We start from the raw sequence: 15,068 nt of genomic DNA on the forward strand, positions 1-15,068 counted from the left end.
TCAACCCCGCTGCCGGCGTAGCCGTTCCATCACCATCAGCACGCGCTCCGGCGTTGCCGGCGCATCCAGACGCGGGCAGATCCTGTAATCCGCCACGCTGGCAACGGCATCCGACAGCGCATGCAGAACCGAGATTGCCAGTGGAAAAGGCGGCTCACCCACGGCTTTCGAGCGGTGGATCGTCGGCTCATAGGCTTCCGACCAGTCGGTCAGCGCCACGTTGAAGATTTTTGGCCGGTCAGAGGCAAGCGGGATCTTGTAGGTAGACGGTGCATGGGTGCGCAGCCTGCCCTTGTCGTCCCAGACCAGTTCTTCCGTCGTCAGCCAGCCCATGCCCTGCACGAAACCGCCCTCGACCTGTCCAAGATCAATGGCCGGATTGAGCGACCGTCCGGCATCATGCAGAATATCGGCCCGCTCCACCTGATATTCGCCAGTGAGCACATCGACGGAAACTTCCGCGCAGGCCGCACCATAGGCGAAATAATAGAATGCGTGACCGCGGCCCTTAGAGCGATCCCAATGGATCTTCGGCGTCTTGTAAAATCCTGCCGCCGACAATTGCACACGGCCGATATAGGCCTGTTTGACCAGCTCACCAAAACTGATTTCCTGATTATCCACACGCACTCGGTTCGGCAAAAAGACAATCTGGTCTTCCGGTACCTGATACTGTTCCGCTGCAAAGCGGATCAGCCGCCTTTTGATCTGGCGCGCGGCATCCTGTGCGGCCATGCCGTTGAGGTCAGCCCCGGACGAGGCAGCCGTCGGCGAGGTATTGGGCACCTTGCCGGTGGTGGTTGCGGTGATCTTGATGCAGTCTATGTCGATCTGGAATTCCTCGGCCACGACCTGCGCCACCTTCATGTGCAGCCCCTGCCCCATTTCCGTTCCGCCATGATTCAGATGTACCGAACCATCGCCATAGACATGCACCAGCGCGCCGGCCTGATTGGATTCTGTCTTGGTGAAGGAAATGCCGAATTTTACCGGTGTCAGCGCAATGCCACGTTTGACATAGCGGCTTTTTGCATTGAATGCCCGGATTTCCGCCCGCCTTGCGGCATAATTGGCGCTTTGTTCCAGTTCTGCAACAATGCGCTGAATGATGCAGTCTTCGACCTTCTGGTGATAGGGCGTGATGTTGCGTCCGTTATCCGTCCCCATCGGGTCATAGAAATTAAGCTTGCGGATTTCGAGCGGATCCTTGCCGGTGGCAAAGGCCACTTCCTCAATCACCCGCTCTGCACCAACCATACCCTGCGGGCCGCCAAAGCCACGGAAAGCCGTATTGGACACCGTATTGGTATAAAGCGGCGCGGATCTCGCCTGTACAGCAGGATAGAAATAGGCATTGTCGCAATGGAAAAGCGCACGGTCACCAACCGGGCCAGACAAATCAGCTGAAAAACCGGCATTCAGCACATAGAGAAAATCGACACCCAGAATATGGCCCTCATCGTCAAAGCCGACTTCGTAATCGACGATGAAGTCATGTCTTTTCCCTGTTGATGTCATGTCTTCGTCACGGTCCAGCCGTATTTTGACTGCCCGTTTCTGCTTTTTTGCCGCAATTGCAGCCATGGCCGCCCATTGATTGGCCTGCGTTTCCTTGCCGCCAAAACCGCCGCCCATACGGCGCACTTCCACCGTCACCGCATGGCTTGGCACACCCAACACATGGGCAATGAGATGCTGGGTTTCGCTTGGCCCCTGCGTGGAACAATAGATGAGAATATCATCATCCTCGCCGGGGATTGCGAGCGAGACCTGGCCTTCGAGATAGAAATGATCCTGACCGCCAATCTTCACCCGGCCCTTGAGGCGGCGCGGCGCGGCATCAATCGCCGCACGGGCATCGCCACGTTTCAGCGTCAGCGGTGTGGTGACCTGTCTTGCCGTTGCGGGATCGAGATTGTCGATCGAGAAAATGCCCGGCAGTTCCTCATATTCGATCTTTGCCAGCCGTGCCGCACGCCGCGCCTGATCGCGAGTTTTGGCAACAACGGCAAAAACCGGCTGACCATGAAACTGTACCCTGTCGACTGCAAAGATAGGATCATCGTGCATGCCGGAGGGTGAGATGTCATTTTCCCCCGGCACATCCTTCCAGGTCAGCACATCAACCACGCCGGGGGCAGTGCGCACGGCCGACAAATCCAGCGACTTGATGATGCCATGCGCCACGGTTGCAAAGCCCACGCCTAAATGCAGCGTGCCTTCCGGCTCCGGCATGTCGTCAATATAACTGGCCGTGCCCGTGACATGCTTGTGGGCGGAATCATGTTTCTGGCTTGTGGCAACACCGCCGCGAATGCGGGCATTGCCGCGCGCGCCACTGGTGATGACAGATTTATGCATCAGCACCTCCTCACGCCACTGCCGCGCGCACAATGCCTGTCTGCGCCTCGCCGGTTGTCTCGGCAAAGAAACGGCGCAACAGGTTCTGCGCCACAAGCAGGCGATAGGCCGCCGAAGCGCGCATATCGCTCAACGGCTGATAATCCTGCGCATAGGCTGCAACTGCCGCCTCAATGGTCGCCTCATTCCACGGCTTGCCCAACAAGACTGCCTCAACCGCCATTGCCCGTTTTGGCGTTGCAGCCATGCCGCCATAGGCAATGCGAATGGACGCGACATGGCCATTGCCATCCAGTGTGAGATTGAACGCACCAAGCACGGCGGTGATGTCCTCGTCCCAGCGCTTGGAGACCTTGTAGACGGCAAAATGATCATCTGCCTTTGGCAGCGGCACATCAATATATTCAACGAACTCACCTGGCTGGCGATCCTGTTTGCCATAGGCGAGAAAATAATCCTGCAAGGCCATGCTGCGCCGCTCAGCCCCCTTGCGCAATGTCAGCGTTGCGCCAAGCGCAATCAGGGGTGGCGGCATGTCACCAATGGGCGAACCATTGGCAATATTGCCGCCGATCGTTCCCATATTGCGCACCTGCTCACCGCCAATGCGGTTGATGAGGCCGGCCAGTCGTGGAATATGTTGTTTAATCTTTTCAAAGGCTTGCGTATAGGTCACGCCTGCACCGATGCGCAAGGCATTGCCCTCGAGACGGATGGTGCGCAATGCCTCGATCTGACCGATGAAAATGGCCGGCGCAATATCGCGCATCATTTTTGTCACCCACAGCCCCACATCGGTGGAGCCGGCGACAATGGTGGCCTTTGGCTCAGCCATGAGCAGGTCGGCAAAGTCATCAAGGCTTGCCGGAATGATCAGGCGATCCTTGCCCGTGCCGATTTCAACGCGTGCGCCATCGCGCAGCTTGAGAAGCCTTTGCCGCACGGTCTCGCGCTCGGCAAGAAGTGGATCACCGGCCCGGTTGCCATAATCGGATATGGCGCGTGCAGCGCGCATGATGGCTTCATAGCCGGTGCACCGGCAAAGATTGCCCTGCAAGGCCTTTTCAATGGCTGCATCGGAAGGCTTCGGGTCGCGCATCCACAGCCCGTAAAGCGACATGACAAAGCCCGGTGTACAAAAACCACATTGCGAGCCGTGAAGGTCCACCATGGCCGCCTGCACCGGATGCAGGCCGCCATCTGCCCCTTTCAGATGCTCGATCGTCACGACATGGCAACCATCGAGCGATCCGACAAAACGGATGCAGGCATTGACGCTTTCATAAACCAGTTCATCGCCGCAAAGCTTGCCCACCAGCACGGTGCAGGCACCGCAATCACCCTCGGCACAGCCTTCCTTGGTACCGCGCAGACGGCGTGACAGGCGCAGATAATCAAGCAGGCTGTCGCCCGGCTGAACCTTGTCCAGCTCAACCAGTTCATCATTCAACAGAAACTGAATCCTGCTCCTGAGGCCTTGCCTCATGCATTCTCCTCCCTGCTGCATATCCCGACCAAAAGCTCGGAATTCTCCCCAGCCGGGAGTATTTCCCGAATGCAGCCGCGAGAAAAGCCCCGAAATATTGGAGCTCTTTCAAATATTTCATGGAAGCCACCCTGCGATACATGCGCTATGAGGGTGTGATGCTGCCAGATAATGGTGCGACTATGTATTTGGTGGCAATTTATATAAAATGATAACTGGCTGCACTTTGGGGGAGGGAGAGCGCATGTCTTATCCGCGCAATCTCATCGGTTATGGCCGTAATACGCCAGATCCGAACTGGCCGGGCGGGGCCAATATCGCGGTGCAATTCGTCATCAATTATGAGGAAGGCGGCGAAGCTTGCATTCTGGATGGCGACCCGGCTTCTGAATGCCTGCTGTCGGAAATCGTAGGGGCCCAGCCCTGGCCCGGCCAGCGCAATCTCAACATGGAATCGATCTATGAATATGGCGCGCGGTCAGGCTTCTGGCGGCTGTGGCGCATGTTCACGCGACGCAACATGCCGGTTACGGTCTATGGCGTGACCCTTGCCATGGCGCGCAACCCCGAAGCGGTCGCCGCCATGAAGGAGGCTGACTGGGAAATTGCCAGCCACGGGCTTCGCTGGTGGGAATACAAGGACGTTCCTGAAGAGATTGAGCGCGAACATATAAGCGAGGCAGTGCGGCTGCACACTGAAATCACCGGATCGCGCCCGCTTGGCATTTATCAGGGCAAGCCATCCATCAACACGCTGAAACTGGTGATGGAGGAAGGTGGTTTTGTCTATTCGGCCGATTCCTATGCCGACGAACTGCCCTATTGGGTCGAGGGGCCGAAGGGGCCGCATCTGATCGTGCCCTATACGCTCGATGCCAATGACATGCGTTTTGCCACCGCACAGGGCTTCAATTCAGGAGACCAGTTTTTCTCCTATCTCAAGGACACATTCGATGTGCTTTATCGCGAAGGGGCGGAGGGCGCGCCAAAGATGATGTCGGTGGGCCTGCATTGCCGTCTCGTCGGGCGGCCGGGGCGTGCTGCCGCACTGGAGCGTTTCCTTGATTATGTGCTCTCCCATGACAAGGTGTGGATTGCCAAGCGCATCGACATTGCCCGCCACTGGCATGAACATCACAAGCCGCGCAAGGCCGATGTCGTACCCTCACGCGCCAGCAAGGCAGAGTTTGTCGCCCGTTATGGCGGTATCTTTGAACACTCCCCCTGGATTGCCGAGCGCGCCTATGATGCCGGCCTGACAGAACAGCAGGATACGGCATCCGGTCTGGCGCAGGCAATGACCAGGGTTTTCCGTGCTGCGTCGCGCGCAGAGCGGCTTGGCGTGTTGCGCGCCCATCCTGATCTTGCCGGAAAACTTGCCGCAGCCAGACGGCTCACGCCCGAATCAACCGCCGAACAAGCGTCCGCCGGGCTTGATGCGCTGACCGATGAACAGAAAAGCGCCTTTACCAAGCTGAACGAAGCCTATGTCGAGAAATTCGGCTTTCCGTTCATCATTGCCGTGCGTGGCCGCAACAGCACAGAAATCCTCAACATTTTCAGGCGCCGTCTCGACAATGATGCCGAGACGGAATTCGAAACAGCCCAGGCGCAGGTGGAGCGCATCGCCCTGTTGCGCCTGAAGGACATTCTGCCAGACGGGGTCTGATCGATGCCTGCATGCCAGACCTTTTCCCGGAACCGCTTTCCCCTTTGGAAAGACCTGCTGACCACGGAACAACGATGAGCCGGAACTATTACGCCCCAACCGGCGGTCTGCCGCCACAAACGCAATTGCTGACCGACCGCGCCATGTTCACTGAAGCCTATGCGGTGATCCCGAAAGGCACATTCAGCGACATTGTGACGAGCTATCTGCCGTTCTGGGACAAGACACGGCTTTGGGTGATTGCGCGGCCGATGAGCGGTTTTGCCGAGACCTTCTCGCAATATATCATGGAAGTCGGGCCCGGTGGCGGCAGTACACGCCCGGAAGATGATGCCGGGGCAGAAGGTGTCCTGTTCGTGGTGGAAGGCGAGATCACCGTCACGCTTGGCGGCGTGGATCATGTCCTTGATGAGGGCGGCTATGCCTATCTGCCGCCCGCCAGCGGCTGGAGCCTTAAAAACAATTCAGACCAAACCGCCCGCTTTCACTGGATCAGAAAAATCTATCAGTTTGTTGAAGGACTTGGCGTTCCAGAGCCGCTCTTCCTCAATGAAAAGGATATCCTCCCCTCGCCCATGCCGGACACCAATGGCGTCTGGGCGACAACCCGTTTCGTTGATCCAGCCGATCTGCGCCATGACATGCATGTGACCATCGTTACCCTGCAGCCGGGTGGGGTCATTCCCTTTGCCGAAACCCATGTCATGGAACATGGTCTATATGTACTGGAGGGCAAGGCCGTCTATCGCTTGAACCAGGACTGGGTGGAGGTTGAAGCAGGCGACTTCATGTGGCTGCGCGCCTTCTGCCCGCAGGCCTGCTATGCCGGGGGGCCAGGCCCGTTCCGCTATCTGCTTTACAAGGATGTCAACCGGCACATGAAACTGCCGCGCTAGAGCAATTCAGATTTTCACGGGAAGGCTGAATTGCGCGCACCCCCTTGTTCTTCCGCAGCTCCAGACGGAAAACCGGTCCCCACTTTTCCTGGAACTGCTTGATTGCTGGTCGCAGTTCCGGACGGAAAACCGGTCCCCACTTTTCCTGGAACTGCTCTCGAACACCCCAAGGCGGATGCGTTTCCGCAACAATACGGGAGAAGAAACCGGCTCCGGAGCATTGCGCCTGCCTTCCTGACGGGAGAGCTTCAGTGCAACCCCGGACAGGAAAAGGCCGGAATTTCCGGCCTTTGTCGCTTTCTGCTTACTTGCCAGCGGCCTGTGCCGCATAGACATAGCTGTCATAGGTGAATTCAGCCACGCGGAACCACTCAAAGGCTTCACTGCGGAACTTCTTCCACTGCGGATAGATCTTGGCCCAGGCCGGGTTGCTCTGGTTGTACTCTTCATAGAGTTCAAAAGCAGCCTTGTAAGCGGCATCCAGAATTTCACGCGGCATTGGCTGCAGCTTGATGCCCTTGCCAACCAGCGAGCGGATGGCTGCGGTGTTCTTCACGTCGTAAGAGGCGATCATGTTCTGCGTTGCAGCTTCGGCAGCCGTGTTGAGCGCAACCTTGTAGTCTTCCGGCAGGCCTTCATAAAGCTCCTTGTTGACGAAGAAGTGGACGGCAGCGCCACCTTCCCAGAAGGCCGGATAATAATAGTAAGGCGCGATCTGGTAGAAGCCGAGCTTTTCATCGTCATATGGGCCGACCCATTCAGCCGCATCGATCGTGCCGCGTTCGAGCGCCGGATAGATTTCAGCGCCCGGAAGCTGCTGCGGAACCACACCAAGGCGCGACATGACTTCACCTGCAACGCCGGCAATACGCATCTTCAGGCCCTTGAGGTCATCAAGACCCTTGATTTCCTTGCGGAACCAGCCGCCCATCTGGGCTGCCGTATTGCCGCCAACAATGCCGACAATGCCATAATCCGACAGGAATTCATTATAAAGCTGGTTGCCGCCGCCATGATAGAGCCATGCATTCTGCAGACGGGTATTGAGGCCGAATGGCAGGGCGGTACCGATGGCGAAGGTCGGGTTCTTGCCGGTAAAATAGTAGCCGCAGGTATGGGCGATTTCGACCGTCTTGTTCTGGACGGCGTCAATGGCCTGCGGACCGGGAACCAGTTCACCGGCCTGGAAAACCTGGATCTGGAAACGGCCATTGGTGATCTTGTTGAGCTTGTCAGCCATGTAGACCGCACCGCCATAGATGGTATCCAGATTGTTCGGGAAGCCAGAGGTCAAGCGCCAGCGAAGCTGTGGCAGGCTCTGGGCAATGGCTGGCGTTGCCAGTGTGGTTGCACCAGCGGCGGCAGCGCCAACACCGAGGGCTGCACTTTTGGTCAAAAACTTACGACGGTTCAGATCCTGTTTCATGTTTTCCCTCCTCAAGACTGTTGTTGTTTCATTGGCCAGATTTTGAGCAGCAAACCTTTACTCATTGTGCTGGCTTTTCCGGTTGTGGCGTATCTTGTCCGAAGCTTGGCGGCGGAGTTACGCCGAATGATGGTGCGGGCAGCGGATCGGCTGACGGTTCAGCCGATGGTGCGCCAAACGGTGCCGGAACGGTGCCAAACGGATTGGTTTCGTCCGCACCCGGCATTGGCACATTGATCTGGATCGAAGCCGGATCGGCCTGAATACGGTTGCCCTTGTAATGCGTAACCAGGCCAGGGAACGTGATGATGACTGCAACCATGACAAGCTGGATCAGCAGGAACGGGATCGAACCCAGATAGATCTGGCCCGAAGTGACCGGCTGGATGGTTTCGCCCGTGACCTTGTCCCGATAGGCGCGCGACGGTGCGACCGAACGCAGATAGAACAGCGAGAAGCCAAATGGCGGATGCATGAAGGATGTCTGCATGTTCATCGCCAACATCACGCCGAACCAGATCAGGTCGATGCCGAGTGAATCAGCAACGGGTGCCAGAAGCGGAATGATGATGAAGGCCAGCTCGAAATAATCGAGGAAGAAGGCCAGGAAGAATACCAGCAGGTTGGCAACGATCAGGAAGCCTATCTCGCCGCCCGGAACCGATGTCATCAGATGCTCAACCCACAAATGGCCGTTGACGCCATAGAAGGTGAGCGAGAAAACGCGCGCGCCAAGCAGGATGAAGATGACAAAGGACGACAGCTTTGCCGTGGCATAGAGTGCCGATTTCATCATGTTCATATTCAGGCGGCGGTTGAGAAGCGCCAGGACCAGCGCACCCACCGCCCCCATGGCGCCACCTTCGGTCGGCGTTGCAAGGCCGATGAAGATCGTGCCCAGCACGAGGAAGATCAGCACCAGCGGCGGCACAAGCGAGATGACGACACGCTGCGCCAGTTTCCATCCCTTGAGCAAACGGGCCTGGGGTGGCAGCGCCGGCACGCTGTTGGGGCGCAGGATCGCCATGACAATGATGAAGGCCATATAGATGCCGACCAGAAGCAGGCCAGGCACGAGCGCGCCCTTATACATGTCGCCCACCGAACGGCCGAGCTGATCGGCCAGAACGATGAGAACAAGGCTTGGCGGGATGATCTGGGCCAACGTGCCGGAAGCCGCTATGGTGCCGGATGCAACCCTGCGGTCATAACCATAGCGCAGCATGATCGGCAGCGAAATGAGGCCCATCGAAATGACCGATGCCGCCACAACGCCTGTGGTTGCGGCCAGAAGCGCACCGACGATGATCACGGCGAAGGCAAGACCGCCACGAACCGGACCAAATAGCTGGCCGATCGTATCAAGCAGGTCTTCCGCCATGCCACTTCGTTCCAGGATCAGTCCCATGAAGGTGAAGAACGGAATGGCAAGCAGTGTTTCATTCGACATCTGCCCGAAAATGCGGTCGGGAATTGCGCCGAACAGATTGGCCGGAAGAAGGCCCAGTTCAATGCCGATAAAGCCATAGACGAAGCCGACAAAGGCCAGACCAAAAGCCACCGGATAGCCGAGCAGAAGCACGACAATCAGCGACAGGAACATCAGCGGCGCAAGATTTTCCGTGAATAATGCAAGCATGACCATCTCCCTCAGAGCGCTTCAGCTTCCGCGTCTTCTCCGGCCACCTTGTCCGGTATGCGCCCCTGAAGAATGGCGATGCGCTTGATGATTTCGGAGACACCCTGCAAGGCGAGCAGGCCAAAGCCGATCGGGATCATCAGCCAGACCGGCCACAGAACCAGACCGCCCGTATTGTTGGACGTCTCACCGCTGGCGAATTTGGCCTCGAACACCGGCCAGGAAAGATAGATCGTGATGAGGCAGAACGGCATCAGGAAGAAAATCGTGCCTAGAATTTCAACCCAGAGCTGGGTGCGGCGCGAATAGCGGCTGTAAAGCAGGTCCACCTTGACATGTTCATTGTTGAGCAGCGTATAGCCAGCCGCAATCAGAAACACGGCAGAGAACAGATACCACTGCGCCTCAAGCCAGGCATTGGAACTGAGACTGAAGAGCTTTCTTGTCACCGCATTGACGGCACTGATCAGCACCGCCACGAGAATGAACCAGGATATTGCTTTACCAATAAAACTATTGGCTGCGTCGATAGCACGCGACAAAGCCAGCAAAACTGCCATCGCTCCTCCCTTCCAAACAGTTTCCGGTGTTCCTCCTCACCTCGCGCAAAAGAATATGCGTGGCAAGGTCAGGCTGCAAGACTGCAATAAATAAGGACAATTCAGCTACCCAATACTGGGTAGATGTCACAAGCCGCTAATGGGTTTGCGAAATCTTATTGCGCAAAACGCAAACAAAATTATCAATCATTGATCGGAAAGGTGCAACTGGTTTTCGATTGCGTAACGGGTGAGTCCCGCCGTCGTGGCAATGCCGAGCTTGCGCTTGATGTTCTTGCGATGGGTCTCCACGGTTGCCTCGGAAATATTGAGCCGGGCGGCAATTTCACGGTTGCTGTTGCCATCTGCCACCATGACCAGCACATCATTTTCCCGCGCGGAAAGATTGCGCGCCTTTTTCTCTCCGCCATCAAGCAGCGCCTCCGAGACGCCAGAGGAAAAATAGGTGCCGCCCTGCGCCACGGTCTGGATGGCTGTTACAATCTCAGCCGTTGAGACATCCTTCAGGATATAGCCTGAAGCGCCGCGCATGATCGAGGTTGAGATATATTCCCGGCTGTCATGCATGGACAGCATCAGGATGCGTGCCGACGGCACCTGCCGCTTCATGCGTTCAATGCAATCAATGCCGTTGAGATGGGGCATGTTGATATCCATCAGCACGATGTCCGGGCGCACGGAAGGCGCCAGTTCCAGCGCGGCACGTGCCGTTGAAGAAGCGGCCACGACCTCGATTTCATCATAGGTTTCAAGCACTGCCCGCAAGCCGTCGAGCACCATCTGGTGATTGTCGACCAGCATAACGCGGATTTTGCCATCGCGTGTCATACTGCCTCCGGCAATTTGTCCTGATCCATGGTTGCAGATACTGGCAGGCGCGCTGTCAGGGCAGTGCCACCGCTACCCGTTTCAACAATCAGAACCCCGCCAAAATGCGCCATGCGCTCCTGCATGTTGCGCAGGCCAAGACCGAGCATCGGCGCCTTGATGTCGCGTTCGGCAAAGCCGCAACCATCATCCACAATCGTCATCGTTACCAGTCCCTTATGGCCCTGCAGGCTGATGCTGACATGGCTCGCCCCAGCATGGCGCTCAATATTGGTGAGCGCTTCCTGTGCCACACGGTAAAGTGCCGTGCTCGGCTCCGGCTTGATCGCTTCCTTGAATGAACCTGCCTCGAAATGCGTCTCTATGCCGGTGCGCTCAGAGAAATGTTCGCATAATGCCTTGAGCGCAACCGTCAAGCCAAGATCGTCAAGAATTGGGGGACGAAGATCATGGGAGAGCCGACGCACCTCCTTGATCGCGCCATTGAGCGCATCCGAAGCGCGGGCGATCGCCTTTGGCGCCCCGTCCGAGCCTGATTGCACCTGACGGCTTGCCAGGTCTATGGCATAACGCACACCAACCAGATCCTGCGAGATGCCGTCATGCAGTTCCCGCGCAAGTCTGCTACGCTCTTCCTCCTGCGTATCGATGATGCGCTGCGCCAATTCCTTCAGCTTGCTGTCGGCCAGGCGCCTTTCGCGCAGATTGAGCACCATGCAGGTGGCAAAAACCAGCATGACCGCCGGTACGGCAATCATGCTGACAATCAGGAACGTATTGCGGATATTGTCTTTCAGATCGGCATTGGCGGCGGCCGTCTGGGCATAGACATCATCGAGATAGACGCCCGTTCCCAGCATCCACTGCCATTTGTCCAGACCAACCGCGAAGGATAATTTGTCCGCCACCTGCCTTGTCGAGGGCTTTTCCCATTTATAGCGGTGCAGACCACCGCCTTCCTTTGCCTTGGCGATCAGATTGGCGATGACATGATCACCATCCGGATCAACCAGATCGAGCCAGTTGCGGCCAAGGCGAAAAGACTGGCGCGGATGCACAATATTGTTGCCGCCATAATCATAGACAAAAAAATAGCCATCGCGGCCATAATCGAGTGTGGAAAGAATTTGCCGGACCTTGTCCTTGGCGACATCATCATCCGGCCCGGCCTTGTCGTAGACATCCTGTATGGCCGACAACGCCAGATTGGTGAGATTGAGAAGTTCGGTCTCCTTGGCCTTCAGCATGTTGTTTTCGAAAGTGGCAATGGAGCTGCGCACAAGATTGGTCGACTGCCAGGTGATGAAGGCAGTCACCGCCAAAATGGCGACAATCAGCGGAATGATCGCCAGTGCAACAATCTGGTATCGAAGGTTCATGCCAGTCTCCTGCCGCCTTTCACAAAGGCTGTCGGACGCGTCCTGATGCTGGTTTTGCCAGAATTTCATAAGCAGCTCCAGCAATATTCATGTCGCCACCGGCAGAACACAAGCAACAATATATCGCACACCGGGAAGCAGCATCCACACCCCGCGCTGCGGCAAAAAGACCATCTTATTTTATTAATTTTAAATAAAATATAATAAAATTAAAATAAATATGTACCCATTACATGCATACATACAGATAAGAAATTTTAAAATGTTATTTTTTATATAAATAAATATCAGCTATTAAATATTAATCACAAAGATTCTCGCAGATTTTCAATATAAAAAAAATTTTTTATATTGAAAATCTGCTGCAATTATGTTTGAAATCCTGTAACTGTACTTCAGTCCAACTGCAACCATCGACATTTATGCTAGGGATATTACATGAAGAAACAAAGCGTGTATGGTCTTTCGTTCATCGTTTCCGCGCTGACGGTGTTTGGGGCACAGGCCGCGCCGCTGCCGGGTGGCGCAAGCTCATTGCAGGAGACGTTTCAGGACTGGACCGTATCCTGCCAGTCGCAGAAGGACGCCACTGTTTGCGCCTTGCAGCAGGTACAGGGCACGAAAGAGGGACAGCGCGTTCTGACCGTTGAACTGCGCAATGTTGCGGGCGGCAAGGTAGAAGGCGTTCTGCTGATGCCGTTCGGCCTTGACCTTGCCAAGGGGGCACAGCTGAAAATCGACGATGCGAGCGGCCCTTCCCTGGCCTTCTCCACCTGCCTGCCACAGGGCTGCCTTGCACCCGTCAGCTTTGACGCCAAGCAGACAGCAGCCCTGAAAGCCGGCACCACGCTCAATGTTGCCGCAACTGCGCTGAACCCTGCCCAGCCGGTCAATTTCAAGGTTTCGCTCAATGGTTTTGGCGCAGCCCTTGACCGTGTCACGGCGCTGACCAAGTAACCAGCCGGTCCCCGGGCAGTCCAGGAAAAGTGGAAACCGGTTTTCCGTCCGGAAATGCGAAAACAAAATGTTAGGGCAAGTCAGCGTTTCAGCGAAAATCCGAATTGCTCTATTGCATGAAAGCCGCAAGGGGCGCGCCCCTTGCGGCTTTTTCATGTGCAGACCCTCTTGCCGTCCCGGGCCGTGAATATCAGCCGTAAATTACCGGCTCGCCTGACGCCATCCCGGCTGCGACATGTCTGATGTGCCTGATCCAGCGATAGGTCATCAATGTTGCAACAGCTGCCAGCCCCGCAGCAAGGCCAAGCCAGATGCCAACCCCTTCCATGCCGAGCGGAAAGGCAAGCAGGGCGCCAAGCGGCAGGCCAATGCCCCAATAGCCAAAAAGAGCGAGATACATGGGGATGCGCGTATCACGCAGGCCGCGCAGCATGCCGGCGGCAACCGCCTGTGCGCCATCGACAATCTGGAACAGTGCCGCACAGGCAAGGAAGGTGACGGCAAGTTCCACCACGGCATCATTGGCCGGATCGTCAAGGTTGAGAAAGGCGCCGATGAAAAGCCTTGGCACGGTGACCATGAGAAGCCCCATGATACCCATGAAACCAACACCGAGCATATAGGCGCTCCATCCGGCAAGGCTGATTGCATCGCTTCTGGCCGCACCAAAGGCGCGCCCCACGCGCACCGTTGCTACCTGACCAAAGCCAAGCGGCACCATGAAACTGAGTGAGGCAATCTGTATCGCCACCGCATGAGCGGCCATGGCGGTCGGGCTGATGCGGCCCATCATCAGCACGGCGGCATAGAAGATCGAGGTTTCGAACACAAAGGTGAAGGCCATTGGCAGGCCGATGCGCCAGAGTTCGGCAAGCCGCGCCCAATCGGGTCGCCAGAAGCGGCCAAACAGGTGATAGCGGCGGAATTTCCGGTTCTTGTACAGGACAAATGCCAGGCCAAGGAACATCATGAGGCTTGAAAGCGTCGTGGCAATACCTGCCCCCATCAGCTCAAGCCGCGGCAGACCAAGATGGCCAAAAATCAGGCTCCAGGCTGCAAACACATTGAACACAATGGATATGAGTGCGACCAGAAGCGTCCATAAGGGTCGCTCCATTGCGGCGAAGAATGAGCGCAGCACAATATAGCAAAGATAAGGCAGAAGTGCCCATTGCAGCGTGCGCATGAATTGCGCGGCATGGGCCGCAATATCCGGCCGCTGTCCAAACAGCAGGAAGACATCTTCCGCATGCCAGAGCAACAGCCACATGGGCAGACTCACCATGACGGCGGCCCAGAACCCCTGTCGCACCGTGCGGCGGACATCGCGCACGGAAAAGCGGTTCTTGCCCAGCTCGATCGCGATCATCGGCATGACAGCCGAGACCAGCCCCATGGAGAAGATCATCATCGAATGATAGAAGCTGATCGCAAGCAGGGCGGCAGCAAGTGTATCTGCGCCAAGCCTGCCGATCAGGATGACGTCGGTCGTCGTCAGGGCTGCCTGCGAAATATTGGTCAGGATCAGGGGCCAGCCAAGCTTGAGTGCGGCCCACATTTCTGAACGCAAACGCCTGCCCAGCATTTGCCGTGGCTTTTCCAAGCCAGTTGCATTGATCGTATTCACATCCTTCTCCCAGTGCCACCGGACGCCGCCACCTGACGAAGCAATGGCACCGTGGAGAGGTGGCACGCCACACGTGCCAAGTCAATTGTGCCGGCAAAAGCACAACCACAACATAATCATGCAACCACGGGGTAGTTCTGTTTTCTTGTGCGGCCTGTTAGAGCCCGACTCAAAATTCCATTTTTGCGATACGCCTCGTCATTCGCCTGATTGAGGAGATGACCATCCAAGCTTGTGACG

11 protein-coding genes are annotated in these 15,068 nt (G+C 56.6%); 3 read left to right on the plus strand and 8 right to left on the minus strand.

Annotated features, from left to right (window positions below):
* Positions 1 to 2,361 carry a xanthine dehydrogenase molybdopterin binding subunit gene (xdhB, locus tag ACFO1V_RS12655; protein WP_374833167.1) on the minus strand — a complete coding sequence of 787 codons (2,361 nt, stop codon included), beginning with the start codon at positions 2,359 to 2,361 and terminating at the stop codon, positions 1 to 3.
* Between the two features lie 10 nt (positions 2,362 to 2,371).
* Positions 2,372 to 3,847: a xanthine dehydrogenase small subunit gene (gene xdhA / locus ACFO1V_RS12660; RefSeq protein ID WP_374833169.1), complete on the minus strand. Its 1,476-nt coding sequence runs from the start codon at positions 3,845 to 3,847 to the stop codon at positions 2,372 to 2,374.
* Between the two features lie 244 nt (positions 3,848 to 4,091).
* Here xdhA and puuE point away from each other — a divergent pair, with 244 nt between their 5' ends.
* Together puuE and ACFO1V_RS12670 are read left to right on the plus strand one after the other, a co-directional pair.
* Positions 4,092 to 5,516, plus strand: coding sequence for an allantoinase PuuE (gene puuE / locus ACFO1V_RS12665; RefSeq protein ID WP_374833171.1), 1,425 nt, complete (start codon positions 4,092 to 4,094; stop codon positions 5,514 to 5,516).
* Positions 5,517 to 5,590: 74 nt separating this feature from the next.
* Positions 5,591 to 6,412, plus strand: a complete 822-nt coding sequence (locus ACFO1V_RS12670; protein WP_374833173.1) for a bifunctional allantoicase/(S)-ureidoglycine aminohydrolase — start codon at positions 5,591 to 5,593, stop codon at positions 6,410 to 6,412.
* Positions 6,413 to 6,716: 304 nt separating this feature from the next.
* Here ACFO1V_RS12670 and ACFO1V_RS12675 read toward each other — a convergent pair whose 3' ends face one another.
* The 5 genes from ACFO1V_RS12675 to mctS form a co-directional block, all read right to left on the minus strand.
* On the minus strand, positions 6,717 to 7,838 hold the full coding sequence (locus ACFO1V_RS12675) for a TRAP transporter substrate-binding protein (protein ID WP_374833175.1): 1,122 nt from the start codon (positions 7,836 to 7,838) through the stop codon (positions 6,717 to 6,719).
* Positions 7,839 to 7,899: 61 nt separating this feature from the next.
* Entirely contained in the window at positions 7,900 to 9,477 is a 1,578-nt protein-coding gene (locus ACFO1V_RS12680) for a TRAP transporter large permease (protein WP_374833177.1), read from the minus strand.
* A gap of 11 nt (positions 9,478 to 9,488) precedes the next feature.
* Complete coding sequence (locus ACFO1V_RS12685; protein ID WP_374833179.1) at positions 9,489 to 10,037, minus strand: TRAP transporter small permease subunit; 549 nt, start codon at positions 10,035 to 10,037, stop codon at positions 9,489 to 9,491.
* Positions 10,038 to 10,223: 186 nt separating this feature from the next.
* Entirely contained in the window at positions 10,224 to 10,865 is a 642-nt protein-coding gene (gene mctR / locus ACFO1V_RS12690) for a two-component system response regulator MctR (RefSeq protein ID WP_374833181.1), read from the minus strand.
* The gene (gene mctS, locus ACFO1V_RS12695) at positions 10,862 to 12,244 is read right to left on the minus strand and encodes a two-component system sensor histidine kinase MctS (RefSeq protein WP_374833183.1); all 1,383 of its coding nucleotides are present in this window, start codon (positions 12,242 to 12,244) and stop codon (positions 10,862 to 10,864) included. Before mctS ends, mctR begins: the two co-directional genes overlap by 4 nt.
* A 438-nt stretch (positions 12,245 to 12,682) precedes the next feature.
* Between mctS and ACFO1V_RS12700 the strand changes: the two genes are divergently transcribed.
* The gene (locus ACFO1V_RS12700) at positions 12,683 to 13,201 is read left to right on the plus strand and encodes an invasion associated locus B family protein (RefSeq protein ID WP_374833185.1); all 519 of its coding nucleotides are present in this window, start codon (positions 12,683 to 12,685) and stop codon (positions 13,199 to 13,201) included.
* Between the two features lie 190 nt (positions 13,202 to 13,391).
* Here the strand turns inward: ACFO1V_RS12700 and ACFO1V_RS12705 are convergent, their stop codons facing one another.
* A complete protein-coding gene (locus tag ACFO1V_RS12705) occupies positions 13,392 to 14,786 on the minus strand; it encodes an MATE family efflux transporter (protein ID WP_374833187.1) in 1,395 nt (464 codons plus the stop codon).
* Between the last annotated feature and the right edge of the window lie 282 nt (positions 14,787 to 15,068).

The organism is Daeguia caeni (assembly GCF_042653845.1).
GTDB classification, from domain to species: domain Bacteria; phylum Pseudomonadota; class Alphaproteobacteria; order Rhizobiales; family Rhizobiaceae; genus Brucella; species Brucella caeni.

Coding starts and splice junctions, on each gene's coding strand:
- xdhB (WP_374833167.1), bottom strand. CDS start 2,361: ATGCATAAATCTGTCATCACCAGTGGCGCGCGCGGCAATGCCCGCATT.
- xdhA (WP_374833169.1), bottom strand. CDS start 3,847: ATGAGGCAAGGCCTCAGGAGCAGGATTCAGTTTCTGTTGAATGATGAA.
- puuE (WP_374833171.1), top strand. CDS start 4,092: ATGTCTTATCCGCGCAATCTCATCGGTTATGGCCGTAATACGCCAGAT.
- ACFO1V_RS12670 (WP_374833173.1), top strand. CDS start 5,591: ATGAGCCGGAACTATTACGCCCCAACCGGCGGTCTGCCGCCACAAACG.
- ACFO1V_RS12675 (WP_374833175.1), bottom strand. CDS start 7,838: ATGAAACAGGATCTGAACCGTCGTAAGTTTTTGACCAAAAGTGCAGCC.
- ACFO1V_RS12680 (WP_374833177.1), bottom strand. CDS start 9,477: ATGCTTGCATTATTCACGGAAAATCTTGCGCCGCTGATGTTCCTGTCG.
- ACFO1V_RS12685 (WP_374833179.1), bottom strand. CDS start 10,037: ATGGCAGTTTTGCTGGCTTTGTCGCGTGCTATCGACGCAGCCAATAGT.
- mctR (WP_374833181.1), bottom strand. CDS start 10,865: ATGACACGCGATGGCAAAATCCGCGTTATGCTGGTCGACAATCACCAG.
- mctS (WP_374833183.1), bottom strand. CDS start 12,244: ATGAACCTTCGATACCAGATTGTTGCACTGGCGATCATTCCGCTGATT.
- ACFO1V_RS12700 (WP_374833185.1), top strand. CDS start 12,683: ATGAAGAAACAAAGCGTGTATGGTCTTTCGTTCATCGTTTCCGCGCTG.
- ACFO1V_RS12705 (WP_374833187.1), bottom strand. CDS start 14,786: ATGCTGGGCAGGCGTTTGCGTTCAGAAATGTGGGCCGCACTCAAGCTT.